The following is a 25110-nucleotide window of genomic DNA, read 5'->3' on the forward strand; positions in this document are numbered from 1 at the left end:
TATGCCGATGGCGGAATGAGCACGCACCTGGCACGAGATCGGCGCGATAGAAGGTGGATGTTGGCCCCGACGTTGGACGATTGTATGATAACGTCGAGACCGGGGGGACTTCGATGAGACGTTTGACGAAAACGCGGATGGTGGTTAGCGGTGTGGCGATCCTATTGGTTGCGTATCTGCTCGTCGCCTACTTCTTCGTGCCTGAAATATGGATCCATCGCGACGCCGGCCATATCGCGGAATTTGGCCCAATGGTGACCACCACCAAACAGGACATTCCGGGCGACCCCATCAATGTCGGGCTTGTCGGTTCGAAGGAGGGTGTGCTCCGTGCATTCGCGTCGGCTGGATGGGATCCGGCTGACAAGATCACGCTACGGACATCGGCCGAAATCGGCTTGAGCGTCGTGCTCGATCGGCCCGACCTAGACGCTCCAGTGAGCCCATTGCTGTTCGAGGGCCGCCAACAGGATCTGGCTTTTGAAAAGGCCGTTGGCAAGAGCGCCGATGAACGCCACCACGTCCGTTTCTGGGAAACCAAGAAGAGCGGTGAAGATGGGCGACCACTCTGGCTCGGCTCGGCGAGCTTTGACCGCGGTGTTGGTTTCAGCCACGACACCGGCCAGATCACCCATCACATTGCGCCTGATGTCGATGCCGAGCGGGATCTTGTTATCGGAGATCTTCAGACGGCCGAGCAATTGTCCTCCACCTATGAAATCCCGGGCATCGGCGCCACGAAGACCGGTCGCAACGGCGGCGGCGACCCGTATTTCACCGATGGGAAAGCACTGATCGGCGTGCTGCGTGGCCCCGCCACGCCCTAACCCGCTTCCAAGCTGCGCCAGATCGGTGGAAGATGCGGACCGAATCACGAGAGGTGCGCCGTTGAGGATTGCCGCAGCACAGACCCTGGTTTCCTCCGACATCGCAGCAAACGGCAGCGCAATCCGGAACATGATAGTAGCCGCGGCCGCCAGCGGCGTGCGTGTCATCAACTTCTGCGAGGGCGCGCTTTCGGGATACTCGAAGTTCCAGATCATGCATCCCGATGACTGGAGGAGTTTCGATTGGCACAAGCAGGAAGCGGAGCTTAGGGCGATCGCCGATCTGTGCGGCGACCTCGGCATCTTTGCGGTTGTCGGCGGAGCGCATCGGCTGGAGAACGGTTGTCCACCGCACAACAGCCTCTACATCTTCTCCGAAGAAGGGGCGCTTCTCACCCGCTACGACAAGAGGTTCCTGTCGAACAGCGAACTTGGCGGTTGGTACTCCCCAGGCACCGCACCGATTACCTTCGATACCGACGGCTATCGATTCGGCTGCGCCATCTGCATCGAATCTCAATTTCAGGAAGTGTTTCAAGAATATGAGACACTCGGCGTCGATGCCGTGCTTTTCTCCTCGTATGGCATTGCCGAGTACTTCCAGATTGCGCTTCGCGCTCATGCGGGGCTGAACTGCATCTGGATCAGTGCTGCGACGCCGGTGCAGAAGGCCGCCAAAGGCCCGGCGGGCATCATCGGCCCGGATGGAAAATGGGTGACGCAGTGCCCTGCAACTCCCGAACCGAACCTCGTGACCGCGACGCTCGATCGCGACGACGCCCTTTACGACATCCCGCTGCAGAAGGCCCGGCCTTGGCGGCTGAAGGCGCGACAGGGCGACATCTATCGCGAGAAGATGGTCGACGATCCAAGAAGCGAAAACAGAAGCGGCTATTGACACGCAATGCTGCCTTGCGTCGCAGCGCCTTCATCTCACGGTACCAATCGCCTATATGGAAGCGGTCGCGGGTTGCGACATGCCGGAGTTCATGATGGATACCGAAATACAGGGCCGTGCGGCACATGTGGCCGCCATTCGCGAGCGCGCCGAAGCCGAAATGAAGGCGATGGGCATCGATGAAGCGTTCATCGATCGGTTGGTTGAGACGTTCTATGGCCGCGTGCTCCAGCATCCGACGCTTGGGCCGGTGTTCGATGCCAGGCTCTCCGGCCGCTGGCCCGAGCATATTCAGAAGATGAAGAGCTTCTGGTCATCGGTCGCTTTCCGCAGCGGCGCCTATGGTGGCAAGCCAGTGCAGGCGCATACGGGTGTCGCGAACATGTCGCCCGATCTCTTCCCGCAGTGGCTGGCACTGTTTTCCGAGACACTCAGCGATATCGCCCCGAACCGGGAGGCCAAAGGCTGGTTCATGGCGACCGCCGAGCGGATCGCCAGGAGCCTGACGCTATCGCTGTTCTACAACCCAGCGCTCGACGACCCGCAGCGGAAGCCCGCCTAAGCCATCTCAGGCAACACGCTTGTAGAAAAACGTCGTGGCGCAGAGGCCACCTTCCGGCCACAGTGCATAATCAGGGATCACGCCGACCCGCTCCCAGCCAAGCCGTGGATAGATCGCCTCGGCTGCGCTTCCGGTTGCCGTGTCGAGCACCAGAAGCGTCTTGCCGCGCGCGGCAGCTTCGCGTTCCGCGGCATCCATCAGCAGACGCGCCAACCCCTTGCCCCGGGCGGAGCGATGCACCAGCAGCTTCTTCAGATCGCCGCGATGCGGCTGGTTCGGCATCTGCGCCGCACCGACCTGGACCGTGCCGACGGCCCTGCCTTCGATCTCGGCAACGAAGAGCAGCGTCGCGCCTGCGGCAACGGCATCTGCAACACCCTGCCAATAGGGCTCGGCATCGGCGTTCGTGTAGGGCTGCATGAAGCCGACAGAGGCACCGCCGTTGACGCAGTCGGTCAGCACCTCGCAAAGGTCGGGGATCGCCGCGCGGGCCATTGCCGCGTCAAGAAGGCGGATCGTTGCTGTCATCACTTTTCTCCAATGAAATGAATTAGCGCCCGCGCCGGTCGAGCACGACGCAATAGCGGGCGGGAATGTTGCCGGGGTTATGAAAAACATGGCCTTCGCCGACCGGCATGAACAGACAGTCGCCGGGCAGAAGGCGATACACGCTATCGCCCGTTGTCATTTCCATCTCGCCATCGAACAGCCAGACATGCTGGGTCATGCCGCTGCTTGCCGCATGCGGAGGGAAACTGACGCGGCTGCCAGGCGGGAATTCGACGTCGACGATGTCGACATCGGAAGCCGTGCCAGGCGGCGAGACGGAGCGTCTGACGTAGCCCGTCTCCGGATCCCGCCAGACTTGCTGATCCTTCCGGCGCGACAACGGTGAGACTTCGCCTTCTTCCGCGAAGAAGGCGGAAAGCGACAAGTCGAGTGCTGCACAGACCCTCGCGAGCAGCGAGGCAGTCGGACTCGCCTCGCCGCGCTCGATCCGTGAGATCATGGCGCGGCTGACGCCGGAGGCATTGGCAAGGTCGTCCAACGTTAAGTTCTTCTGCACCCGGAGCTTGCGGATGCGAATGCCGATCGCCGTTTCGAGTTCCTGTTCCATCATCAGATCCGATTTTCTACTATAATAGAAACGCATAGTCTGATGATGGAATCAAGAGTTATGTTTCCACCTGAGAAACAGCCGCTTATCGTAAACGAACTCCTGCTTTTCCGCTTTGCGGCAAGGGGCAGCGCTGCTATATGGCGCGCATGAGCACCAATTCGACGACTCCGCTTTCCCATATCCGCAATTTCTCGATCGTGGCCCACATCGACCACGGTAAATCGACGCTTGCCGACCGCCTGATCCAATCGACCGGGGGCCTGGCGGAGCGCGAGATGTCCGAGCAGGTGCTTGACAACATGGATATCGAGCGAGAGCGCGGCATCACCATCAAGGCCCAGACTGTGCGCCTTCACTACAAGGCGAAGGATGGCGAGACCTATATCCTCAACCTGATCGACACGCCCGGCCACGTCGACTTCGCCTACGAAGTCTCGCGCTCGCTCTCGGCCTGCGAAGGTTCGCTGCTGGTCGTCGACGCGTCGCAGGGCGTCGAAGCCCAGACGCTTGCCAATGTCTACCAGGCGATCGACAACAATCATGAGCTGGTCACCGTCCTCAACAAGATCGACCTGCCTGCGGCCGAACCCGACCGTATCAAGGAACAGATCGAGGAAGTGATCGGCATTGACGCTTCGGAAGCCGTGCTGATCTCGGCAAAGACCGGTCTCGGCATCCCTGATGTCCTCGAGGCCATCGTCCAGAAGCTGCCGGCGCCAAAGAGCCCGGGTGGCGAAAAGGCGCCGCTGAAAGCGCTGCTCGTCGACAGCTGGTACGACACCTATCTCGGCGTCATGGTTCTCGTCCGCGTCATCGACGGCGTGCTGACCAAGGGACAGACGATCCGCATGATGGGCACGGATGCCAAGTACCAGGTGGAGCGCATCGGCGTGCTGACGCCGAAGATGGTCAATGTCGATAGCCTCGGTCCTGGCGAGATTGGCTTCATCACTGCTTCGATCAAAGAGGTGGCCGATACCCGCGTCGGCGACACGATCACCGAAGACAAGCGCCCGACCGCCGAAGCCCTGCCGGGCTTCAAACCGGCCCAGCCTGTCGTCTTCTGCGGCCTCTTCCCGGTCGATGCTGCCGATTTCGAAGATCTGCGCGCGGCGATGGGCAAGCTTCGCCTCAACGACGCCTCCTTCTCCTTTGAAATGGAATCGTCCGCGGCGCTCGGCTTCGGCTTCCGCTGCGGCTTCCTCGGCCTGCTGCATCTCGAAATCATCCAGGAGCGCCTGGAACGCGAATTCGACCTCGACCTGATCGCGACGGCTCCCTCGGTCGTCTATCAGCTGACGATGACGGACGGCAGCGAGCGCGAGCTGCATAACCCGGCCGACATGCCCGATGTCGTCAAGATCGAAGAGATCCGCGAGCCCTGGATCAAGGCGACCATCATGACGCCGGATGACTATCTCGGCGGCATCCTCAAGCTCTGCCAGGACCGTCGCGGTATCCAGACGGAACTGACCTATGTCGGCACGCGCGCTATGGTGACCTACGAGCTGCCGCTCAACGAAGTCGTCTTCGATTTCTATGATCGGCTGAAGTCGATTTCGAAGGGCTATGCCTCCTTCGATTATCACCTCGAAGGCTACCGTGAAGGCAATCTCGTCAAGCTGTCGATCCTCGTCAACGGCGAGCCGGTCGATGCGCTCTCCATGCTCGTCCACCGCGCGTCTGCCGAAAAGCGCGGTCGCGACATGTGCGAGCGGCTGAAGGAGCTGATCCCGAAGCACATGTTCAAGATTCCGATTCAGGCTGCAATCGGCGGCAACGTCATTGCCCGCGAGACCATTTCGGCGCTGCGCAAGGATGTCACGGCGAAGTGCTACGGCGGCGACGCCACCCGCAAGCGCAAACTTCTGGAAAAGCAGAAGGAAGGCAAGAAGCGCATGCGCCAGTTCGGCAAAGTGGAGATTCCGCAGGAAGCCTTCATCGCCGCGCTCAAGATGGGCGACGAGTAAAGCGCCACTTTCAGCCCGGCCGGCAAGCAACGCATGGCCGGGCTATTACCTGATTTCCCCGCCTCAGCTGCAGGCCATATATTCCTTCACCAGGCCTTCATAGGCGTCCATCTCGGGCAGTGCCTCATAGCTGCGGACCGCGCCGGTTTCGGCGAAGGGCAGCTTCTCGCGCGTCCACGTTTCGATGAACGGCTTGAACCAGCGCGGATCGTCCAGCATCGTCGGGCGAAGATTGACGAACCAATCCATCCCCTCCGACCGTGTGAACATCCAGGTCATGCAGTCGCCACAAAAGTAGTGGTGCGCCTCGGGACCGTGCAGACCGCCGATGACGGGCTCCCCTTCCGTGATCGCAAAGCCTTCCGCCGGGATCGCCGCGCTCAGCGAGTAGGCACTTGACGACATCTTCTGGCAGCCCGTGCAATGGCAGGCCATGGTCAACAGCGGCTTGGCGCTGATCTTCAATCGCACGCGGCCGCATCGGCAGCCGCCCTCCCAAGGCAGTTCCATTTCGGTCATTGCAGCCTCCTTCTTCGTCATGCTCAATCTAGCAGCGAGCGGTGAAGCGTCAAATGTGAGCGCCGCAGACGGGGCAGGCAGCCGCTTCCTGGAGCATGAGGAAGTTCCGGTCCCGCTCACATCCGCGCGACAGCCAAGAGCCAGGCGATCGCGATCCTAGGATCGGGCGCGTCGTGTAGGCCTGATGTCGGCGCTCAACGCCACATCGTCGGCGGAAGTGCTTGTTCGGGTCATGACGTACTCTCGATGCGTGGCGCAGGCTTCCTCGTTCCGTGGCGCGATCTGGCGCCGGTCATTCGCAGACCCTCAGAGGACAACGCAACATTTCAAAAATCGGTGCGACGAATGTCGCAAACAGACGGCAAATCGACGCACCAGTCGTTGAATTATCAATGCAATTCGGCCTGCAAACGCCGAAAATTGAGCCGGCTAGCATAAATAACTTCAACCAAAGATTGATTATGACGAGGCGCGCCAATCTTACCAAAACGCTTCAACATCTGTCCAAAATCCTCCTTTCCGTAGCCACCTGACGAAATGCGGCACAAAAATCACCGCCGCAGAAGGCGGTGCTCGCTATTTCATTTGGGGGCTTGCAACGCCAGACCTTTACGATAGGTTGCACGTTGACCTGAACGTAACTGGTCACGGGAACAAACGACTAATAAAGGCGCAAAGCCTAGAAAGGTGGCCCCCATATGAACTTCCTTACGAAAAAATTTCTGGCTTCAGCAGTGTTTGGTTCGCTGCTGGCCGTGTCGGCGCATGCAGCGACGCTCAATATCCACAACGGTGGCGACCCGCAGTCACTCGACCCCCAGAAGCTGTCGAGCGACTATGAAAACCGCATTGCAGGCGACATCTTCGAGGGCCTCGTAACGGAAGACCCGAAGGACGATCCGATTCCGGGGCAGGCCGAAAGCTGGAAGGTTTCGGACGACGGCAAGGTCTATACCTTCAAGCTTCGTGACGGCATCAAGTGGTCGGACGGACAGCCGGTAACGGCCGGCGACTTTGTTTTCGCCTTCCAGCGCCTGGTTGATCCGAAGAACGCCGCCGAATACGCGTACCTGCAGTTCACCATCAAGAACGCGGAAAAGATCAACAAGGGCGAAATCACCGATTTCAGCCAGCTCGGCGTTAAGGCAATCGACGACAAGACGCTCGAGATCACGCTCGAGAACCCAACCCCCTACTTCATCAATTCGCTGATGCACTACACCGCCTATCCGCTGCCGAAGCATGTGGTTGAGGCAAAGGGCACCGATTGGGTGAAGATCGGCAACATCGTCACCAACGGCCCGTACAAGCCGACCGAGTGGATTCCGGGCGCGTCCGTCACGACCGTCAAGAACGACCAGTATTACGGCGAGAAAGACCTGAAGATCGACGGCGTCAAATTCTTCACGCTCGAAGACCAGGAAGCGGCCCTGAAGCGCTACCGGGCCGGCGAGTTCGACATCATGACCGACTTCCCGACTGACCAGTACGAGTGGATGAAGAAGAACCTGCCGGGTCAGGCGCACGTCACGCCGTACCTTGCGAGCTACTATTACGTCCTCAACGCCACCAAGCCGCCGTTCAACGACAAGCGCGTCCGCCAGGCCCTCTCCATGGCCGTCAACCGCGAAGTGATCGGTCCGAAGATTCTCGGCACCGGCGAACTGCCGGCCTATTCCTGGGTTCCGCCGGGCACCGCCAATTATGGCGAGCCTGCCTATGTCAGCTGGAAGGACATGCCGTACAAGGAAAAGGTGGAAGAAGCAAAGAAGCTGCTCAAAGAAGCTGGATTCGGACCTGACCATCCGCTGAAAGCACAGCTTCGCTACAACACCAACGACAACCACAAGCGCGTGGCGGTCGCCATTGCTTCGATGTGGAAGCCGCTCGGTGTTCAGATCGAGCTCTACAATACCGAAACCAAGGTGCATTACGACGAAATGCAGCATGGTCAGGTCGAGATCGGCCGCGCCGGATGGATCGCGGACTACAACGATCCGGACAACTTCCTCGGTCTGCTGGTTTCCGGCGTCTCGATGAACTACGGCCGCTGGAGCAATCCGGAATACGACAAGCTGATCAAGGAAGCCAACGCCCAGACAGACCTGAAGACACGCGCCGAGATCTTCAAGAAGGCTGAGCGGCTTGCACTCGACGACAGCGCCGCCATTCCGCTGTACTACTATGTCTCGAAGAACGTCGTTTCCCCGAAGGTCCAGGGCTTCGAAGACAATATTCAGGACATCCATCGCACGCGCTGGCTGTCAATCAAAGAATAAGGAACACCGGCCCTTCCCGCTGAACGTGGGAAGGGCCGATCTACGACCATGATCAAATACGCACTCCGTCGCCTGCTGTCGACGATCCCCGTGATGTGGATCGCCGTGACACTCAGCTTTTTCGTCCTGCGCCTTGCTCCCGGCGGCCCATTCGATGGCGAGCGGCCATTGCCGCCGGTGATCCTGAAAAACCTCGCCGCCCACTACAATCTCGATAAGCCGCTGATCGAACAATACCTGATCTATGTCTTCGACGTCCTGAAGGGTGACCTTGGCCCGTCCTTCGCCAACGAAGACTTCAGCGTTGCCCAGCAGATCATGATTGGCCTGCCCTACACCTTCACCATTGGCGGCCTCGCCTTTATCTTTGCCATTCTCATCGGCGTGACCGTCGGCTGTGTTGGGGCGCTTTATCAGAATAAGGCGCCCGACTACGTCCTCGGACTGCTCATTCTCGTCGGCCTGGTTCTTCCAAACTTTCTGATTGCGCCCATCCTGCAGCTGATTTTCGGCATCCACCTCGGCTGGTTGCCCGTCGGCGGATGGGGTGACGGCTCGTTCAAGTATCTCGTCATCCCGATCGTTGTGCTGGCACTGCCGCATGCGGGCCGCATTTCACGCATGACCCGCGGCTCAATGATCGAGGTGATGAACCAGAACTACATTCGCACCGCCAAGGCCAAGGGTATCGGCCCGCGGCTAACGGTCATGCGTCACGCGCTGAAGCCCGCCATGATGCCTGTCGTGTCCTATCTCGGCCCGGCGGCCAGCTACCTTCTCACCGGCTCGCTCGTTGTCGAGAGCATCTTCGGATTGCCTGGCATCGGCCGCTACTTCGTCAACGCAGCGCTGAACCGCGACTACGGCATGGTTCTCGGCACGGTCATCTTCTACATGGTGCTGATCGTCGTTCTGAACCTTCTCGTCGACATTGCCTATGCGTGGCTCGATCCGAAAGTGAGAAACCGATGATTCTCAATCCCGCAAAGAGAGAGCTGCTTGCGGCTGAACTTCTCGAAGCCGAGGGGCTCTCCCACAAGAGCCGCTCGCTGACTGGCGATGCGCTGCGTCGTCTTTCCCGCAACAAGGCAGCAGTGGTTGCCATCATTGTGCTCGTCCTCCTGATTCTGGCGGCATTCCTCGGCCCGTACCTCATCACATTCGACTATGAGGAGCCGGACTGGGCGGCATTCCGGATGCCGCCCGATATGGAGAGCGGCCACTATTTCGGAACCGATCCGAATGGCCGAGATCTGCTTGCCCGTGTGCTCTACGGTACCCGCGTGTCACTCGCCGTCGCGGCAACGGCAACCATCGTTTCGGTGGTGATCGGGGTGCTGTACGGCGCGATTTCCGGCTACATCGGCGGCAGGCTCGATGCGATCATGATGCGCTTCGTCGATATCATGTATGCACTGCCTTACATTCTTTTCGTCATCCTGCTGATGGTAGTGTTCGGCCGAAACGTCTACCTGCTGTTTGCAGCAATCGGTGCGCTGGAGTGGCTGACCATGGCCCGAATCGTGCGCGGACAAACGCTGTCGATCAAGCAGCGTGAGTTCATCGAAGCAGCCCGCGCGTCCGGCCAGAAGCCATTCAAGATCATCCTCAAGCACATCATTCCGAACCTCGTCGGACCGGTGGTGATCTTCGCCGCGCTGACGGTTCCGGAAATTATCGCGACAGAGAGCTTCCTGTCCTACCTTGGCTTCGGTGTTCAAGAACCGCTGACGTCGCTCGGCACCCTGATTGCCGAGGGCACCGACGCCATGGAAAGCATGCCGTGGCTGCTGATCTTCCCGGCCTGCTTCCTCGTCGCCTTGCTGATGAGCCTGCTTTTCATCGGCGACGGCCTGCGCGACGCGTTCGACCCGAAGGATCGATAGATGCAACAAGAAACAAAAAACGACACGCTTCTCGAACTGAAAGACTACTCGATCACCTTTGCGACGCCGGATGGCGAGGTGAAGGCCGTTTCCAACATGAACCTTTCGATCCGGCGCGGCGAGCGCGTGGCGATTGTCGGCGAGTCGGGATCGGGCAAAAGCCAGACCTTCCTCGGCGTCATGGGCCTGCTTGCCAAGAATGGCCGCACCAGCGGCCAGGCGTTGCTTGAGGGCAAGGACGTATTGGCGTTGAAGCCGCGCGAACTCGACCATGTCCGCGGCAAGGACATGGCCATGGTCTTTCAGGACCCGATGACGGCCCTCAATCCGTCGCTGCGGATCTCCCGCCAATTGACGGAGCAGCTCGAGGTCCACCGGGGCTTCACGGCACGGGCTGCCTCCAACGAGGCACTCGATATGCTGAAGCGGGTCGGCATCCCCGACCCAACGCGGCGCTTCAACCTCTACCCGCACGAGCTGTCGGGCGGCATGCGCCAGCGTATCGTCATTGCCATGGCACTGCTGACCAAGCCGAAGCTGCTCATTGCCGACGAGCCGACGACGGCGCTTGACGTTACGATCCAGGCGCAGATCCTCGATCTCTTCAACGACCTGACGGCGGAAATGAACACGGCGCTGGTCATGATCACGCATGATCTGGGCGTCGTCGCGGGCCTCGCGGATCGCGTGGCCGTCATGTATGCCGGGCGGATCGTCGAGGAAGCGCCGGTGGACGAACTCTTCGAGGTGCCGGCGCATCCCTATACGGCTGCGCTGCACGCTTCGATTCCTCGACCCGACCAGGACGTCGACCAACTCGCCGTCATCCCCGGCCGGCCGCCCAATTTGCAGCACCTGCCGAAGGGCTGCAGCTTCTCGCCGCGTTGTCCCATGGTTCAGAACGATTGCATCGACGTATCACCGAAGCTCGAGACATTGGCGGAACGTCATTCCGCGGCCTGCTTCCATCCCTTCCCGCGCCGTGAGGAGGTTATGAATCATGGCTGAACGATCGCTCCTACGAGTTGAGAACCTCACCACTCAGTTCGAAATCCCGTCGAAGAGCTTTTTCAAACCGCCATCACTGCTGACCGCCGTGAACAATGTCAGCTTTGACCTCAGAGAAGGCCGGACACTCGGCGTCGTCGGCGAGTCCGGTTGCGGCAAATCCACGCTTGGCCGCTCGATCCTCCGCCTGCTGAAGTCGCAGAAAGGCCGCATCCTCTGGCAGGGGCGCAATCTCCTCGACCTATCGGACGAAGAGATGCGGGCAGCTCGCCGCGACATGCAGATCATCTTCCAGGATCCGATCGCCTCGCTCGACCCGCGCATGACCGTCGGCGACATCATTGCCGAACCGCTCACAGTCTTCGAACCGAAGCTTACAAAGGCGGAACGCGTGGCGCGCGTGCGAGAAATCATGGGTGCTGTCGGCCTCGTGCCGGAGATGATCAACCGCTATCCGCACGAATTCTCGGGCGGCCAGGCGCAGCGCATCGGCATCGCCCGCGCTGTCGTGACGCGACCGAAGCTCATTATCTGCGACGAGCCGGTCTCGGCACTCGACGTATCGATCCAGGGGCAAGTCATCACGCTGCTGCGCAAGCTTCGCAAGGAGTTTGGGCTGACGTTGATCTTCATCAGCCATGATCTTTCAGTCGTGCGACTAATCTCGGACGACGTGCTGGTGCTCTATCTCGGCAAGGTGGTCGAGGCCGGCGATTGCGCTACCGTATTCGACCGGCCAGCGCATCCTTACACGCAAGCCCTCTTTTCGGCCGCACCCGTGCCCGATCCCAAACTTGCCCGGGACCGACAACGTATCCGACTACAAGGTGATCCGCCCTCGCCACTCAATCCGCCGCCAGGCTGCGTCTTTTCGCCGCGTTGCTGGAAGGCGACGGATATCTGTCGCACGGAAATGCCGGCAACGGAGCAGGTTCGTGCTGGGCAGACCGCCGCCTGCTATCACATGGATCGTTAGCAAGCTGACGGAAGGCCTGCCGTCAGGCAGGCCTTCTCATCCATTCAGCGCGCACCCCAGGTGTCGGTGAGCCGGTAGCCCTCTGGCCAGGGATCCGACGGATCGAGCATGTGCTGATGGGTGCCGGTGATCCAGGCCCGGCCAGAAATCTCCGGCAGGATCGCCGCGCGATCGCCGACTTTCGTCGTGCCGAGAATGCGGCCGGAGAAGGTCGAGCCGATCAGCGAGACAGCCGTTAGACGATCTTCGAGCTTCATCTGGCCGCGCGCATGCAATACCGCCATGCGCGCCGACAGCGCCGTCCCGGTCGGCGAGCGATCGACCTTGCCGGGCTGGATCGCGACGGCGGCGCCCGCACGCAGGCCTTCGGCGGTGCGCTCCACCGACCCTGCGAAGAGGCAGAAGGAGAAGTGCTTCCAGTCTGGATTTTCCGGGTGATGAAATCCGAGCGCCGTGTTGGCGGCGTTGGTGATACGCACGCCCAGCTTCGCAATGTCATGGGCCTCGTCCGGCGTCAGGCTGAAGCCCATCGCGGCTGCATCGACGATCACGAAGCTATCGCCGCCGTAGGCTGTATCGACGGTCAGCGTGCCCAGGCCCTCAACTTCCAGCTTCGCATCCAGCCGCTCGGCGAAGCTCGGCAGGTTCTGCACGAAGATGCGCTCGGCCTTGCCGTTGCGGCACTCGGCACGTACGCGAACAAGGCCTCCGGGGGCTTCCAGGGTGATTTCAGTGACGGGCTCCTCCATCGGCAGGATGCCACTGTCCAGCAACACCGTGGAGACGCAGATCGAGTTCGATCCTGACATCGGCGGCGTGTCCTCGGGCTCCATGATGATGAAGGCGGCATCGGCATCGGGATGCTTCGGGGGCACCAGCAGATTAACGTGGCGGAAGACGCCGCCACGCGGTTCGTTCAGCACGAAGTTGCGCAACGTCCCATCGCGGGCGATCCAGCGGCTTTGTTCCCATATGGTTTCGCCGGGCGGCGGCGTAACGCCGCCAACGATGACATCGCCCACCTCGCCCTCGGCATGGGCCGACACGACATGGATGGTCTTGGTACTGCGCATGATACCTCCTCAGAAAAGCCAATTGGGGAGCCGCGGGGGGACGCGACCAGTTAGAGCCGCTTCGACACAATCAGCAAGGCTGCCGAAGCGAACGGCGCGGCCGGAGAGCCCTGGGCCGTAGTGGGCATACTTGCCGGAATTCGTCAGCAGGGCACGGGTCCGCGTCGGGAATACGGGCTCGGAGATCGAACACCAGCAGAGATCTGGCAGCACCTGCACTCCCGCATCCTCCAATCTGCCGAGCAGACCTTCGTTGCGAGCTTCGCTGATAACCTGCCGTCCGGCGGTGACGATCACCGCGACATCGGGATGCCGGCGACGACCGGCAAGGACCTCAGCCAAGGCGCGGCACTCGGTCAGGGAGGCGTGCGGACTGCCGATGGCAATGAGTTCAACCTCTTCCGGCCCGCCGTTCAGAACCGTCCACGCGGAGACCATATCGGCCCGGGAGATCAAAGCATGATCGGCACCGTCTCGTGCAGCGACAGCAGCTTCAGGCGTGACACCTTCTACATGCAGCATGGGTGCTGCTGAGGTGGTGCCGAAGGCGGCACACAATGCCTTGAGATCGTCTCGCGAGGGCCGTGCGGAGCTCAGGCCGCGCAGAAGCGGAATGCGGTCCGGCGCTGCGCGACCGGCGAGATAGCCGATTAGTGGCCAGAAGGCATCATCGACGCGGTCCGGCAGCTCCACATCGATGACCCGCCGCGCCTTCCGGTGCTCGTCAAGATAGACGCCGGAAAGTGGTGCGCGCCCAGTCAGCGCGATGCAGAGATCGAGGAAATCGGGGTGCTTTGCCGTCCGCGCGCCGAGGACCGTGTTGGCGAAGATCACCGCATTGGATTCCGCCCAGGCAATGGATTCGCCCGCCTGCGGCGCGCTTTCGAGCAGGTATGGAGAACAGGTGAAGGTTGGCCGACAGCCCATGCGGACGTAGGCATCGGCAAGCCGCGCGGCCGCGTCGCCGAAGGCTGAGGGCACGCCCTGCGCCTGCCAATTGGCACGATCGACGGAAATGGCATTCATGGTCGTCGGCACACGAACCTGTGCGCCCATATCGGCCATCTTTTCCGCGAAGGTGAGGTTCGCCTGGCTCGCATAGATACAGCCGTCGATGTGGCCCTTTGTGACATCCACGAGACCAAGGGCGCCCTGCTGCGCCGCCATTGCGCAAATGATGCGCATGGCCTGCTGCACGGCGATGCCCTGCTGCCCGTCAAGCATCGCGCGGTCGGCTTCGGTGAGGTCAAGCGTGGCGGTCGCCGGAGGAGCGATCGGAATCTCCAACCCGTCTGCCACAACCGCCGCATCGCTGATGTCGGCGGTATGGGCGTGAGAGAGCGCCGCAAAGGCTTCCCGCCCAAGCCGCAGGACGGGCAGCGGCTTGCCGAACATTTCCGACGCGATCAGCGCGCCGAGCGTCAGCACGTCCTCGGCTTCGGAAAAAACCAGGGCAGCCGGTGCGCGACCTGTCAGCACTAGATCAAGAAGCACACCGGAACCAGTGCAGGATCCGCGGCTCGACGGCATCATCAGGATGCCACCGGTGAGACAGGTCCCGTGGAGTGGATGGTGCACGTCGATTACGCTGCCGGTCGCCGGGTCCACTCCTCCCCAGAAGCTCAAAGCCTCCTGGGTGGCGATGATGCGGCCACTGGCGGAACCATCGAGAATGCTGCGATCGAGTGCGGACTGTTTCATTCAGGTGAGGCCTCAAACGGGGAGATGGCGGTCACCAACGGGGGCGTTACGAGCCAACATCGCTGTCGGCTCGCTGTTCGCCTCCGTCAGAATCTTTGGGGCGAGAAGGACGTGATGTCGATCGCGGGCTTCTTGCCAGTCAACAAATCCGCGACGATCCGTGCGGTGCCTGCCGACTGCGTCAAGCCGAGATGGCCGTGACCGAAAGCGTAGATCACCCGCTGCGTGTCACGGGCTTGGCCGATGGCGGGCAGGCTGTCGGGCAAGGACGGGCGGAACCCCATCCATTGCACGCCGCCCTGCGGCTTCAGGCCGGGCAGGAAATTGCGCGCCTTCTGCAGCATCGCGTCCGAGCGGCGGAAATTCGGCGGGAGCTTGAGACCTCCGAGTTCAACGGCGCCACCGATGCGGATACCCGTCGATAGCCGGGTAACGACAAAACCGTGGCTGCCGAAGGTAATTTGCGTCCGCAGGTCGAAAGCCTCGGGAGGAAGCGTGGTATTGTAGCCCCTCTCCGTTTCGAGCGGAATGTTCTCGCCGATCGTGCGGGCCACTTGGTGCGAAAAGGCGCCCGCCGACAGAACCACCCGTGCAGCACGTCGCGAGGCTCCATCGACGCTTACAACATCGACGCCGCCCTCGCCGGGACGCAAAGTCGTGACTTCTGCGCGCTCGATCGCGCCGCCCAAGGCGCGGAAATGATCCGCCAGGGCCAGGGTATATAGCTTGGGATCGGCGATCGAGTACCAGCCGGGCGTGAAGGTGCCGTGAGTAAAGCGCGGCGCCAGACCCGGTTGGATCTCGGCGATACCCTTGGCATCAAGGTGATGGAACTCGATCCCATGCGCTTCCCGCGCCTTCCAGCCGGGAAGCGAGGCCTTCAATTCCGCTTCGCCTTCGTAGACCTGCAGATTGCCGTCCTTGCGCAGCATGGCAGCGGTGCCGGCCTGCTGAAGGAATGGCTCGAGCTCGGCCTTCGAAAGGTCCATCAGCGCGGTTTGCGCCGCAGTCGAATGAGCGACACGGCCCGGCGCGCAGGCACGCCAGAACCGGAACATCCACGGCGCTATCTGCAAGGCATAGGAAGGCGGCACCGACAGCGGGCCGAGCGGATCGAGAAGCCACTTCGGCGCTTTCTTCAGGATGCCGGGCGAGGCAAGCGGCAGGATGTCGGTAAAGGCGAAGGCGCCGGCATTTCCTGCCGATGCTCCAGCAGCGGGGGCCTCCCGGTCGAGTACGACCACGGAAAGCCCTCTTGCCTGTGCTGCGATCGCCGCGGAAAGTCCAACGACACCCGCGCCGATCACAATGACGTCAGGTTGGTTTTGATTGTTCATCATTGCCTCAATGGGTAGCAGCCAGAAAAGCCTGCAGCTCCGGGTTCTTCGGCGCACCGAACAGCTCTTCGGGCGGAGCTATCTCGGCCATCACGCCCTTGTGGAAGAAGGCAACGCGGTCTGACACTTCACGTGCGAACTTCATTTCGTGCGTGACACAGATCATCGTCATTCCTTCGGAGGCGAGCATGCGCAGCGTGTCTAGCACTTCGCCGACAAGCTGCGGGTCAAGCGCTGAGGTGACCTCATCGAACAGCATGTATTCCGGCGACATGGCCAGCGCCCGGGCAATCGCCATGCGCTGCTGCTGGCCGCCGGACATACGGTTCGGATAGACCTTGAGCTTCTCCCCAAGGCCGACGTGGGTGAGCTGCTTCACGGCGATCGCTTCGGCTTCCGCCTTGGAGAGGCCGATCACCTTTCGCGGCGCGAGCATGACGTTTTCCAGCACGGTCAGATGCGGGAAAGCGTTCCACTGCTGGAAGACGATGCCGAGCTTGCGGCGGAGCTTGTTGAGGTCGGTCGCCTTGGCATGGACATCAGTGCCGTCAACGACAATACGACCGCTGTCAATTGCTTCTAGGCCGTTGATACAGGTGAGCAGCGTCGACTTTCCCGAACCGGAGCCACCAATGATGGTCAGCACCTCACCCTTCGGGACAGTGAGGTTGATGCCCTTCAGAACCTCCAAAGGGCCGAAGGATTTGCGGACGTTTTCAATCTCAATCATTGGGAGACCACCGTTTTTCGAGATACCCGCCAATCCGGGCGATGGGAAAGCTGATAATGAAGTAGACGGCACCGCAGATCATCAGAATGAACAGCGGCTCCTGCAGCCGGGTCACGAGAATCTGCGAGGCGCGCAACAGCTCGATCAGGCCGAGCCAGAGCACCAGCGCTGAATCCTTCATGACGCCGAGCGTCAGGCCGATCCAGGAGGGAAGCGAAACGCGGGTGGCGAGCGGCGCAACAATATAGCGCATGTCCTGCCACCAGGTCATGCCGAGCGAGCGAGCCGCGCGGCGCGTGGTTGGCGGTACCGCGGAAATGCCGCCGCGAACGATCTCGGTGCAATAGGCGGCCGTATAGAGCGACAGCACGACGCAGGAAGTCGTGAACGGGGGCCAGCCAAGCCGCATGATCGACTGGAGGGCGTTGCCAAGCACGAGCTGGATCAACAAAGGCACCGAGCGGAAGACGTCGAGCGTGAAGGTCAGCGGCGCCGACCAGTAGGGTCCGAGTTCGACGCGGATCATCCCAAAAAGGATACCGAGAATGGTCCCGGCAACAACCGAAACGACCGTGACCGCAAGCGTCATTCCCGCGCCTTGCGCGAGGAAGGCCAGATCACTCCAGGTGAGGGCAGCACTAAACATCTCTCACCTCTCTCAGTAGCGGAACATACGCCAGGCGAGTGCGCGGGCGGCAAGGGTCAGAAACTTGGCGATGACGTAGTAGATCACGGCAGCCAAGGCGAAGAATTCAAAGGTGCGGAAGGAGCGCGCGTTCAGCTCTTGCGTCACACCGGCAAGATCGGTGTTCATGCCGACGGTCACGCCGAGCGATGTCATCAGGACGGCCCAAACCATCTGATTGGTCGCCGGCAGAAAGGCCACGCGCAGCATCTGCGGCAGCACGATCAGGCGAAAAGCCTGCATCGACGTCATGCCAAGCGAGCGCCCGGCGCGTGTCTGCGTGTCCGGGATCGCTTTTAGCGCGCCGCGGAAATTTTCTGCGAGATAGCCGGCATTGTTGAAGGCGATACCGACCAGAAGCGCGGTAAACGGGGTGAGGTGAATACCGAAGTTGCCGAGCCCGAAATGGGCCATGTAGATCTGGAAGAGCGCAGGCGTGTTTCGCGCGATCTCGACCCAGGCCGTGGCAAAACCATTCAGAATGCGGTTTCCCGATAGTCGGAACAGGGTCAGCCCGATCGCGCAAGCCAGTCCGACGATCATGGACATGAGCGCAATCTGCAGCGTGACGAGCGCGCCGTCCAGCATATGCGGCAAGGCCTTGAACGCTTGGTTCCAGTGGAAGGTGTAGTTGAACATGACCGTCTCACCTTTTCGTAAAGCTACGGCGCGAGGAATGACCTCGCGCCGCGGGAGAAACGGCACGGATTAGCGGTAAACGCCGTTGACCGCGAGCGACGGGACGTCGCCGCCAACCCACTTCTTGTAGAGTTCGGCGTAGCGGCCAGTACGAACCTGCTGGTTGATGAACAGGTTCAGGTAGTTGACGAGGCCGTATTCTTCGCGGTTGGTGAAGAGTGCGACGTAGTCGATATCGAACGGCGCCTTGCCGACCACTGCGATGCCTGGGAACTTGCCGGTCTTGACGTTGGCCTGAGCAACGGTCGAGGTCGAGACGGTGGCGTCAAGCTGGCCCTGGCTCAGTGCCAGGAACACGTCGGCCTGCGTCTGGTAAGGACGGAACTCACCAACGCCCCAGGCCTTGACCTGCTGTTCGAGCGCGATTGCTTCGTAGGTGCCGGCTGTGGCGCCGACAACCTTGCCCTTCATGTCTTCAAAGGACTTCACACCCGACTTCTCATTGGCGGTAACCGCCATCTCGAAGGCAAAGTAGGGCACCGTCATGCCAACGGTCTTAGCACGCTCCAGCGTGTCGGACGTCGAGGCGACGCCGACATCGACGCGACCCGACATCAGTGCCGGAATGCGTTCAGGGAACGGGGTTTCAACGATTTCGGCAGTTACGCCCAGCGCCTTGGCCAGATCGTTGCAATAGTCCACGTCGAAGCCGATCGGATTGTTGTTCTCGTCGCGCGAACCCATCGGCGGGAAGTCCAGCACGACAGCGCAGCGCAACGTGCCCGAGCCGATAATGTCATCCAGCTTATCGGCCTTGGCCGGGCTGGTCAGAAGGGTGGCGGTGGCCAGAAGGCTGAAGGCGAGGACCGAGGGTTTCATTCTATTCTCTCTCCCAGAGTTGGTTTGTCGATTGACAGCGAGGCGCACTATTCCCCGTCGGCGCGCGCAAATCAATGCTAAAATACATGAAGTATGCAAAAAGTATAAGTTGAATAGCGGCGATGTCGACAAAAAAGGGCGGCCAAGTCGTGGCCGCCCTTTGCTTTTCTACCCTTGATAGGAATCAGCCGAGAAAATCTTCCGGCAGGAGATCTTCCGGCATGTTCTGGTACGAAACCGGGCGGAGGAAGCGCCGGATCGACATCGTGCCGACGCTCGTTGCCCCAAAGTTGGTCGAAGCCGGATAGGGTCCGCCATGGACCATGGAATCGACCACCTCGACCCCGGTCGGGAATCCATTGACCAGGACGCGTCCTGCCTTGCGTTCCAGCACGGGGCGCAGACGACGGGCGTCGGAAATGTCGCCTGCATCCATATGGATCGTCGCCGTCAACTGACCTTCGAAGCCACGAGCGAGCTGCTCCATCTCATCGATCGTCTGCACACGCACGACAAGGCCGAGCGGTCCGAAGACCTCTTCGCCCAGGGCGTGATCGGCGAGGAACTGTGCGCCAGTCGTCTCAAACAGGTTCGGAGCGGCTGAGCGGCCGGAGGACTCGCTGGTGAACAGCGATTTGACCGTATTGCGAGTTGCAAAGCGTGACTGCCCATCCTGGTAGGCCTTCGCGATACCATCGGTCAGCATGGTCTGTGGCGCTACCTTGCCCAGTGCTTCGACCGTTGCGGCAACAAAGCGATCGGCATCGGCGCCTTCCGCCACTACGGCGATGCCGGGATTGGTGCAAAATTGGCCGGCGCCCATGGTCAGCGACCCGGCCCAGCCCTGACCCAGCGTTTCGGCGCGTGCCTTCAACGCCTCGGGCAGGAGGAACATCGGATTGACCGAACCGAGTTCGCCGAAGAAGGGGATCGGCTCCGGCCGCGCTGCGCAGAGATTGAAGAGCGCGCGACCGCCGGCGAGCGAGCCGGTGAAGCCGACGGCCTTGATCCGCGGATGCTGCACGAGCGCATGACCGACGTCACGGTTGCCGCCTTGGATCAGCGAGAAGACGCCAGGATGAACACCCGTCTTGCGAATGGCCGCCTCGATGGCCTGCGCGACAATTTCGCCTGTTCCAGGATGCGCCGAATGCCCCTTGACCACGACAGGGCAACCCGCCGCGAGTGCGGCCGCCGTATCACCGCCGGCAGTCGAGAAGGCCAGGGGGAAGTTCGAAGCTCCGAAGACAGCCACCGGGCCGACCGGGCGCTGGATGAGCCGGATCTCCGGGCGCGGCGCAGGTTGACGGTCTGGCAATGCAGCATCCAGGCGGCGGTCGAGGTATTCGCCCTTTTCGATATGGTCGGCGAAGAGACGCAGCTGGCCGGTCGTGCGACCGCGTTCGCCCTGCAGGCGCGCTTCTGGCAGGCCCGTTTCCTGGCTACCGATCTCTGTGATTGCCTCGGCACGAGCCTCGATCTCGTCAGCGATGGCGCGAAGGAACGCCGCCCGCTGTGCGCGCGTCGAGTAGCCATAGCTCCAGAATGCATCTTCGGCTGCCTTGCAAGCGCGGTTCACCAAGTCGACCGTGCCAATAGCGAATTGATGCACTGGACCATGCGCCGGCGCGGATGCAAAAGTACCCGCTCCATCGAGCCATTCGCCCGCGACGAGGTGTTTTCCATTGGGAGTGAAGACCATCTGCGATTCCTTTCTTGAGGGCCGGGGTGCTTTACGCGAAAATCCATCCGGAGGCGAATTGCGCAAGTCGAATCTTTGTATACTCTATGTATTTATAACATCAACACTCGATCGCCATCGGCGGCCGGGCCATCCATGAGAGACATAAGATGAGCGATAACACCACCCTGACCGTCCCGGCACTGCAGGAGCGGGTCGATGCGATCTTTCGCAAGGCCGGCCTCAACGAGATCCAAGCCGGCGCACTCGCTCGCGTGATCGTTGCCGGGGAACGCGATGCCTGCAAATCGCACGGCATCTACCGGATCGAGGGTGCGTTGCGCACCGTCAAGGCAGGCAAGGTGAAGCCGGATGCGGTGCCGGAACTGCTGCTGCAGGAGGGGTCGGCGATTGTGAAGGTCAACGCCAAGGGCGGCTTTGCCAATCCCGCCTTCGAACTCGGCCTGCCGGCGCTCGTGGAACGCACCCGCTCGTGCGGACTTGCGGCACTCGTTATCAACGACTGCACACATTTCTCCGCACTCTGGCCGGAAGCGGAAGCGCTGACCGAACAGGGGCTTGCAGGCTTGGTGATGTGCCCGAGCTATGCGACCGTTGCACCGACTGGCGGCAACAAGCCGCTGCTCGGCACCAACCCTTTCGCCTTCGCCTGGCCGCGCGCCGGCCAACCGCCTTACGTCTTCGATTTTGCAACGTCGGTCGCCGCGCGCGGCGAAATCGAACTGCATCGACGAGCCGGCAAGTCGCTGCCAGAGGGCTGGGCGATCGATGCCGAAGGCAATCCGACGACCGATCCGAACGCTGCGCTTGCCGGCGCCATGCTGCCCTTCGGAGGACACAAGGGATCTGCGATCGGTACGATGATCGAGCTGTTGGCCGGCATCATGATCGGCGATCTGACGAGCCCTGAGGTGCTGGACTATCTTGGCACGACCACGCTTGCGCCGTTCCACGGCGAGTTGATCATCGCCTTCTTTCCCGAAGCCTTCGCAGCCGGCCGGCCAGGCAATCCGTTTGCACGGGCCGAGACACTGTTCGAGGCAATCATTGGCCAGGGCGCCCGCCTGCCTTCGCAGCGCCGCTATGTGGCACGCGCGAAATCGGAGACCGATGGCATCACGCTGACCGACGCCGAGATCAAGCAGCTCGAACGGTTGTTCGCACTCGGCCTGGATGCGGTGGCCTGAGCCGCCGCCTGACATCGCTGATAATCGGCATAGGGGAGATCGATTTGATCGCACCCTGCCACACCACCCGGCATGCGGGTCCGCGCCGGGAGGTTCGAGCGATTGAGGTTAGACGAGCTCGAGCATTCCAAGTTGGTCAGCCCATCTGATGGTGAGGATGGCGTTGAGGACTTTGCCGCTGTTGCGCCACCAGCGACCGGCATTGGCTGCCACTTGCTGAGCCACAAGAGGTTTCGCTCCCCTTGCCATCATTTCCCGGACGATCGTCCTGCCGTGCTTCCATTGCTTGAGCTGGATTACCCTCACACGATGGCGCATCCATGTCGGCAACCCGTCTCTTGACCACCCGCCCCGGTGCTTTGCAGAATGCATAGCCGAGGAATTTGCGGCCGAAGACGCTGGCAACGGCGCTCTTGGTCTCGTTCACCTTCAGGCGAAGTCGGCCACCCTGCGGCGTGCCTCTGGTTCGCTTGATGACCACATCTCCGTCAACAATGTCGGCGTTCAGATCGGCCCAGCGACTGCCGTTTCGATCGACGCTTCCTCTCCACGCTCAGTCGCCCTTGCGCAGTTGCGCTTCACTTCCCTCGCCATGACCAGCTTACGGTGGGACTTACACCCGCAAGAGTGCGCCCATGCTGGGCGCACATGCGAAACGGCCCTCCAAACGGAGGGCCTTTCGATTTGAGAGTTCTTGAAATCAGGCCCTGTACTTCTCAACAGCGCCGGGGAGTTTGCTCCACTCTGCGTACCAGGTATTGAAAAGCTTGAACTGAGACTCGACGTAGCCGCGCTGGCTGTCCGTCAGAACGTCCGTTTCGTAGAAATGCAGCGTGTATTCCTTGTCGCCCTTCAGCACCATCATGTGCTTGAAGAACAGCACGAGGTCCGGGCCTTCGTCAAACGAAGAGAGGACGGCCAGCGCCTGCTCGAGCTCCAGCGCCCGCTGGCGGGCATCCGCGTCGCCGGCAGCGGCGGCTTGGGCCAGGTTGCAAAGATGCAGCACTTCCTTCGGCAGGACGTTGCCGATGCCCGTGATGGCGCCGGTCGCACCGCAATTTACGAAGCCGTGGAAGACAGCCGTGTCGACACCGATCATCAGCGAAACGTCATCATCGCGGCTGGTGATGTTCTCTGCCGCATAGCGCATATCTGCCGCGCCACCGAACTCCTTGAAGCCGACGAGGTTCGGATGTTCGGCACGGAGCGCAAAGAACAGATCGGCGCGCGTGGCGAAGCCATAGTAGGGGCTGTTGTAGATGACCGCCGGAAGATCCGGAGCAGCCTTCAGGATCGCCTTGAAGTGCGCCTTCTGGGCCGCAATCACCGAGCCGCGCGACAGGACACGCGGGATGACCATCAGACCTTTTGCCCCAACCTTCTGGGCATGCGCCGCATGGGCAACCGCAGACGCGCTGTTGACGGCGCCAGTGCCGACGATGACCGGAACGCCGGCCTTCACCAGGCGCTCCACGCCTTCCATGCGCTGCGCATCGGTGAGGAGCGGCCAGTCACCCATGGAGCCGCAGTAAACGACTGCCGACATGCCCTGGGCGATCAGCTCCTGCCCCTTGCGGACGAGGGCGTCATAGTCGGGGGTACGATCCTGCTTGCAGGGGGTCATCAGAGCCGGGATTACACCGGAAAAAATCTTGGCCTTCATTGAGAAACTCCTGTTTGCCCTGGGGGACGGAAGGGGTCGGTGCGTGAGCGCTGACCCGGCCCCCCCATGTCGTCGAAGGTCGTTATAGCAACTTGCATATTATTTGTCGACAAAAATTATGCAGCAGATCAAAGAGCAATATCCAGCTTGCCGCCGCGTGCGAAAAGCTTCTGTATCTGCTGTACGATCTGCTCGGCATGGATCGTCGCTAAGCGGTCGGCGGCCTCGGCGTCGCGCGCTGCTATGACCGCGATAATGTCCTCGTGCTCGTCGACGAAACGTTGCGGCAAACGGTCCTCGTACGACTGGTAATAGAGCCGCAGGATGCGCCGTCCCTCGTCGAGAAGGCGATTGAAAAGGCCAGTGAAATAGGCGTTTCGACCCGCCTCGGCGATGGCCGAATGGAAGGCGGCGTTTGTGGCAATCATTCCCAAAGCGTCCTGCGCCGCCACGGCGGCAGCAAACTCGGCCTGACGCGCGCGGATTACCTGCAGGTCCTCGGCACGATGATATTGGGCGGCCAGGCGCGTGGTCACGCGATACATCAGTACCAGCGCATCGAAGAAGGTGTGCATGTTGAAGAAATCGATGTTCGAGACCATGGTCGAACGATTGGGCAACGTATCTATCAGCCCCTCGCCCGCTAACCGAACCAGCGCCTCGCGGATCGGTGTGCGCGACATCTTAAACCGCTCGGCCAGCTGCACCTCGTCGATCGGGCTGCCGGGTGGCAAAACCAGATCAAGGATCTCGTCGCGCAGGAGGTCATAGACCACCTTGACGCCGGAGCCGCGCTTGCGTTCAGGAGTGGAATTCGTATCGTTATCAGTCATCCTGGAATCCTTTTGTCGACAAAAGGAATACTTTTTCTTGCACATCGGATCAATAGCACCGGCAACCCCGGCGAGCGAAAGGCCAGGGTCGCATCAACGAGAAAAGGGCGCGGCGGGAACATTGACAACCTAGCTGTAGCTAGACTGCTGGCGACGCTCTCGCCCGGCCTGACGTTTCGCCTGGATTGGCTGTGCTATGCGCTCACTGATCGCTGTCGTTCGCGCCATAGATTTTTCCGCACCTTGCGGGGCGCCGCACTTTTAACTGGCGACATCCAAGGGCAGCGACATCGCCCTGGTCGACGGGGTGGTCAGCGGATCGCCTCGTCATCATCTTGCCGGATGCTCGGGCTTCCGGGCAAAACGTTGCCTGGGTCGTAGGCGCGTATACTTTCAAAGCGTATAGTTGTATATCTTCCGCCGGCGGCGCTATGCGCGGCAAAGACGTGGAAAAACGCAGCTGTTACTCTTTCCCAATCTTCTGGCGAAGATCCCTATTGGCATGGCGCAATAGACCACCAATCACGCTCTCTAACCAATTCGCAGCCATATTCCTTGGCTCAAACTAGAGACTTCCCTCTTGAGTTAGGCAAGCTTTGCAGCCCTAGCGCGACTAGCGATGGGGTAGTGTCTCTC

At 61.0% G+C, this 25110-nt stretch carries 24 protein-coding genes; 10 read left to right on the forward strand and 14 right to left on the reverse strand.

What is annotated here, in order from left to right:
- The first annotated feature begins 113 nt into the window (after positions 1-113).
- The 3 genes from ATY80_RS11705 (at position 114) to ATY80_RS11715 (ending at position 2287) form a co-directional block, all read left to right on the forward strand.
- Positions 114-827 (forward strand): LssY C-terminal domain-containing protein, encoded by a 714-nt coding sequence (locus ATY80_RS11705; protein WP_088692595.1) that lies wholly within the window; start codon positions 114-116, stop codon positions 825-827.
- Positions 828-852: 25 nt separating this feature from the next.
- The gene (locus ATY80_RS11710) at positions 853-1725 is read left to right on the forward strand and encodes a carbon-nitrogen hydrolase family protein (RefSeq protein WP_245306820.1); all 873 of its coding nucleotides are present in this window, start codon (positions 853-855) and stop codon (positions 1723-1725) included.
- 94 nt (positions 1726-1819) lie between these two features.
- Positions 1820-2287 carry a truncated hemoglobin gene (locus tag ATY80_RS11715; RefSeq protein ID WP_088692630.1) on the forward strand — a complete coding sequence of 156 codons (468 nt, stop codon included), beginning with the start codon at positions 1820-1822 and terminating at the stop codon, positions 2285-2287.
- A gap of 6 nt (positions 2288-2293) precedes the next feature.
- Here ATY80_RS11715 and ATY80_RS11720 read toward each other — a convergent pair whose 3' ends face one another.
- Together ATY80_RS11720 and ATY80_RS11725 are read right to left on the reverse strand one after the other, a co-directional pair.
- A complete protein-coding gene (locus ATY80_RS11720; protein WP_088692597.1) occupies positions 2294-2815 on the reverse strand; it encodes a GNAT family N-acetyltransferase in 522 nt (173 codons plus the stop codon).
- A gap of 22 nt (positions 2816-2837) precedes the next feature.
- Positions 2838-3404, reverse strand: a complete 567-nt coding sequence (locus ATY80_RS11725) for an XRE family transcriptional regulator (protein ID WP_088692631.1) — start codon at positions 3402-3404, stop codon at positions 2838-2840.
- A 140-nt stretch (positions 3405-3544) separates the two neighbouring features.
- On the opposite strand from ATY80_RS11725, the gene lepA reads away from it, so the two are divergent.
- On the forward strand, positions 3545-5377 hold the full coding sequence (gene lepA, locus ATY80_RS11730; RefSeq protein WP_088692598.1) for a translation elongation factor 4: 1833 nt from the start codon (positions 3545-3547) through the stop codon (positions 5375-5377).
- A 63-nt stretch (positions 5378-5440) separates the two neighbouring features.
- Here the strand turns inward: lepA and ATY80_RS11735 are convergent, their stop codons facing one another.
- Positions 5441-5896: a GFA family protein gene (locus ATY80_RS11735; RefSeq protein WP_007528867.1), complete on the reverse strand. Its 456-nt coding sequence runs from the start codon at positions 5894-5896 to the stop codon at positions 5441-5443.
- 698 nt (positions 5897-6594) lie between these two features.
- Here ATY80_RS11735 and ATY80_RS11740 point away from each other — a divergent pair.
- The 5 genes from ATY80_RS11740 to ATY80_RS11760 are packed head-to-tail and all read left to right on the forward strand — an operon-like array spanning position 6595 to position 12045.
- Positions 6595-8175, forward strand: a complete 1581-nt coding sequence (locus tag ATY80_RS11740) for a peptide ABC transporter substrate-binding protein (protein WP_088692599.1) — start codon at positions 6595-6597, stop codon at positions 8173-8175.
- Between the two features lie 48 nt (positions 8176-8223).
- Positions 8224-9147, forward strand: coding sequence for an ABC transporter permease subunit (locus ATY80_RS11745; protein WP_088692600.1), 924 nt, complete (start codon positions 8224-8226; stop codon positions 9145-9147).
- Positions 9144-10061: an ABC transporter permease subunit gene (locus ATY80_RS11750; protein ID WP_088692601.1), complete on the forward strand. Its 918-nt coding sequence runs from the start codon at positions 9144-9146 to the stop codon at positions 10059-10061. The genes ATY80_RS11745 and ATY80_RS11750 overlap by 4 nt, the downstream gene beginning before the upstream one ends.
- Positions 10062-11069 (forward strand): ABC transporter ATP-binding protein, encoded by a 1008-nt coding sequence (locus ATY80_RS11755; protein ID WP_088692602.1) that lies wholly within the window; start codon positions 10062-10064, stop codon positions 11067-11069.
- Entirely contained in the window at positions 11062-12045 is a 984-nt protein-coding gene (locus ATY80_RS11760) for an oligopeptide/dipeptide ABC transporter ATP-binding protein (RefSeq protein WP_088692603.1), read from the forward strand. Before ATY80_RS11755 ends, ATY80_RS11760 begins: the two co-directional genes overlap by 8 nt.
- Positions 12046-12089: 44 nt before the next feature.
- Here ATY80_RS11760 and ATY80_RS11765 read toward each other — a convergent pair whose 3' ends face one another.
- The 8 genes from ATY80_RS11765 to ATY80_RS11800 form a co-directional block, all read right to left on the reverse strand.
- On the reverse strand, positions 12090-13118 hold the full coding sequence (locus tag ATY80_RS11765) for a proline racemase family protein (protein WP_088692604.1): 1029 nt from the start codon (positions 13116-13118) through the stop codon (positions 12090-12092).
- Positions 13119-13127: 9 nt separating this feature from the next.
- The gene (locus tag ATY80_RS11770) at positions 13128-14819 is read right to left on the reverse strand and encodes an aconitase X (protein ID WP_088692605.1); all 1692 of its coding nucleotides are present in this window, start codon (positions 14817-14819) and stop codon (positions 13128-13130) included.
- 86 nt (positions 14820-14905) lie between these two features.
- Positions 14906-16156, reverse strand: a complete 1251-nt coding sequence (locus ATY80_RS11775; protein WP_088692606.1) for an FAD-binding oxidoreductase — start codon at positions 16154-16156, stop codon at positions 14906-14908.
- 7 nt (positions 16157-16163) lie between these two features.
- Positions 16164-16886, reverse strand: a complete 723-nt coding sequence (locus ATY80_RS11780; RefSeq protein ID WP_088692607.1) for an amino acid ABC transporter ATP-binding protein — start codon at positions 16884-16886, stop codon at positions 16164-16166.
- Entirely contained in the window at positions 16879-17532 is a 654-nt protein-coding gene (locus tag ATY80_RS11785; protein WP_088692608.1) for an amino acid ABC transporter permease, read from the reverse strand. Before ATY80_RS11785 ends, ATY80_RS11780 begins: the two co-directional genes overlap by 8 nt.
- A gap of 12 nt (positions 17533-17544) precedes the next feature.
- On the reverse strand, positions 17545-18210 hold the full coding sequence (locus ATY80_RS11790) for an amino acid ABC transporter permease (protein WP_088692609.1): 666 nt from the start codon (positions 18208-18210) through the stop codon (positions 17545-17547).
- Positions 18211-18279: 69 nt separating this feature from the next.
- Positions 18280-19089 carry a transporter substrate-binding domain-containing protein gene (locus ATY80_RS11795; RefSeq protein ID WP_088692610.1) on the reverse strand — a complete coding sequence of 270 codons (810 nt, stop codon included), beginning with the start codon at positions 19087-19089 and terminating at the stop codon, positions 18280-18282.
- 184 nt (positions 19090-19273) lie between these two features.
- Positions 19274-20791, reverse strand: coding sequence for an aldehyde dehydrogenase (NADP(+)) (locus ATY80_RS11800; protein ID WP_088692611.1), 1518 nt, complete (start codon positions 20789-20791; stop codon positions 19274-19276).
- 149 nt (positions 20792-20940) lie between these two features.
- Between ATY80_RS11800 and ATY80_RS11805 the strand changes: the two genes are divergently transcribed.
- A complete protein-coding gene (locus ATY80_RS11805) occupies positions 20941-21978 on the forward strand; it encodes an Ldh family oxidoreductase (RefSeq protein ID WP_088692612.1) in 1038 nt (345 codons plus the stop codon).
- A gap of 108 nt (positions 21979-22086) precedes the next feature.
- On the opposite strand, the gene ATY80_RS11810 is transcribed toward ATY80_RS11805, so the two are convergent.
- The 3 genes from ATY80_RS11810 to ATY80_RS11820 form a co-directional block, all read right to left on the reverse strand.
- Positions 22087-22284 carry an RNA-directed DNA polymerase gene (locus ATY80_RS11810; protein ID WP_245306821.1) on the reverse strand — a complete coding sequence of 66 codons (198 nt, stop codon included), beginning with the start codon at positions 22282-22284 and terminating at the stop codon, positions 22087-22089.
- A gap of 394 nt (positions 22285-22678) precedes the next feature.
- Positions 22679-23641 (reverse strand): dihydrodipicolinate synthase family protein, encoded by a 963-nt coding sequence (locus ATY80_RS11815; protein WP_088692614.1) that lies wholly within the window; start codon positions 23639-23641, stop codon positions 22679-22681.
- 128 nt (positions 23642-23769) lie between these two features.
- On the reverse strand, positions 23770-24474 hold the full coding sequence (locus ATY80_RS11820) for a GntR family transcriptional regulator (RefSeq protein ID WP_088692615.1): 705 nt from the start codon (positions 24472-24474) through the stop codon (positions 23770-23772).
- Positions 24475-25110: the final 636 nt, after the last annotated feature.

The sequence above is a fragment of the Rhizobium sp. R711 genome (assembly GCF_002211365.1).
Taxonomy (GTDB): domain Bacteria; phylum Pseudomonadota; class Alphaproteobacteria; order Rhizobiales; family Rhizobiaceae; genus Rhizobium.

What these genes read in the sequence shown, in the direction of transcription:
- ATY80_RS11770 (WP_088692605.1), bottom strand. Translation starts at nt 14,819, where the DNA reads ATGAAACAGTCCGCACTCGATCGCAGCATTCTCGATGGTTCCGCCAGT.
- ATY80_RS11795 (WP_088692610.1), bottom strand. Translation starts at nt 19,089, where the DNA reads ATGAAACCCTCGGTCCTCGCCTTCAGCCTTCTGGCCACCGCCACCCTT.
- ATY80_RS11800 (WP_088692611.1), bottom strand. Translation starts at nt 20,791, where the DNA reads ATGGTCTTCACTCCCAATGGAAAACACCTCGTCGCGGGCGAATGGCTC.
- ATY80_RS11785 (WP_088692608.1), bottom strand. Translation starts at nt 17,532, where the DNA reads ATGTTTAGTGCTGCCCTCACCTGGAGTGATCTGGCCTTCCTCGCGCAA.
- ATY80_RS11705 (WP_088692595.1), top strand. Translation starts at nt 114, where the DNA reads ATGAGACGTTTGACGAAAACGCGGATGGTGGTTAGCGGTGTGGCGATC.
- ATY80_RS11805 (WP_088692612.1), top strand. Translation starts at nt 20,941, where the DNA reads ATGAGCGATAACACCACCCTGACCGTCCCGGCACTGCAGGAGCGGGTC.
- ATY80_RS11715 (WP_088692630.1), top strand. Translation starts at nt 1,820, where the DNA reads ATGGATACCGAAATACAGGGCCGTGCGGCACATGTGGCCGCCATTCGC.
- ATY80_RS11780 (WP_088692607.1), bottom strand. Translation starts at nt 16,886, where the DNA reads ATGATTGAGATTGAAAACGTCCGCAAATCCTTCGGCCCTTTGGAGGTT.
- ATY80_RS11720 (WP_088692597.1), bottom strand. Translation starts at nt 2,815, where the DNA reads ATGACAGCAACGATCCGCCTTCTTGACGCGGCAATGGCCCGCGCGGCG.
- ATY80_RS11750 (WP_088692601.1), top strand. Translation starts at nt 9,144, where the DNA reads ATGATTCTCAATCCCGCAAAGAGAGAGCTGCTTGCGGCTGAACTTCTC.
- ATY80_RS11735 (WP_007528867.1), bottom strand. Translation starts at nt 5,896, where the DNA reads ATGACCGAAATGGAACTGCCTTGGGAGGGCGGCTGCCGATGCGGCCGC.
- ATY80_RS11745 (WP_088692600.1), top strand. Translation starts at nt 8,224, where the DNA reads ATGATCAAATACGCACTCCGTCGCCTGCTGTCGACGATCCCCGTGATG.
- ATY80_RS11790 (WP_088692609.1), bottom strand. Translation starts at nt 18,210, where the DNA reads ATGTTCAACTACACCTTCCACTGGAACCAAGCGTTCAAGGCCTTGCCG.
- ATY80_RS11725 (WP_088692631.1), bottom strand. Translation starts at nt 3,404, where the DNA reads ATGGAACAGGAACTCGAAACGGCGATCGGCATTCGCATCCGCAAGCTC.
- ATY80_RS11820 (WP_088692615.1), bottom strand. Translation starts at nt 24,474, where the DNA reads ATGACTGATAACGATACGAATTCCACTCCTGAACGCAAGCGCGGCTCC.
- ATY80_RS11755 (WP_088692602.1), top strand. Translation starts at nt 10,062, where the DNA reads ATGCAACAAGAAACAAAAAACGACACGCTTCTCGAACTGAAAGACTAC.
- ATY80_RS11775 (WP_088692606.1), bottom strand. Translation starts at nt 16,156, where the DNA reads ATGAACAATCAAAACCAACCTGACGTCATTGTGATCGGCGCGGGTGTC.
- ATY80_RS11765 (WP_088692604.1), bottom strand. Translation starts at nt 13,118, where the DNA reads ATGCGCAGTACCAAGACCATCCATGTCGTGTCGGCCCATGCCGAGGGC.
- ATY80_RS11760 (WP_088692603.1), top strand. Translation starts at nt 11,062, where the DNA reads ATGGCTGAACGATCGCTCCTACGAGTTGAGAACCTCACCACTCAGTTC.
- lepA (WP_088692598.1), top strand. Translation starts at nt 3,545, where the DNA reads ATGGCGCGCATGAGCACCAATTCGACGACTCCGCTTTCCCATATCCGC.
- ATY80_RS11815 (WP_088692614.1), bottom strand. Translation starts at nt 23,641, where the DNA reads ATGAAGGCCAAGATTTTTTCCGGTGTAATCCCGGCTCTGATGACCCCC.
- ATY80_RS11740 (WP_088692599.1), top strand. Translation starts at nt 6,595, where the DNA reads ATGAACTTCCTTACGAAAAAATTTCTGGCTTCAGCAGTGTTTGGTTCG.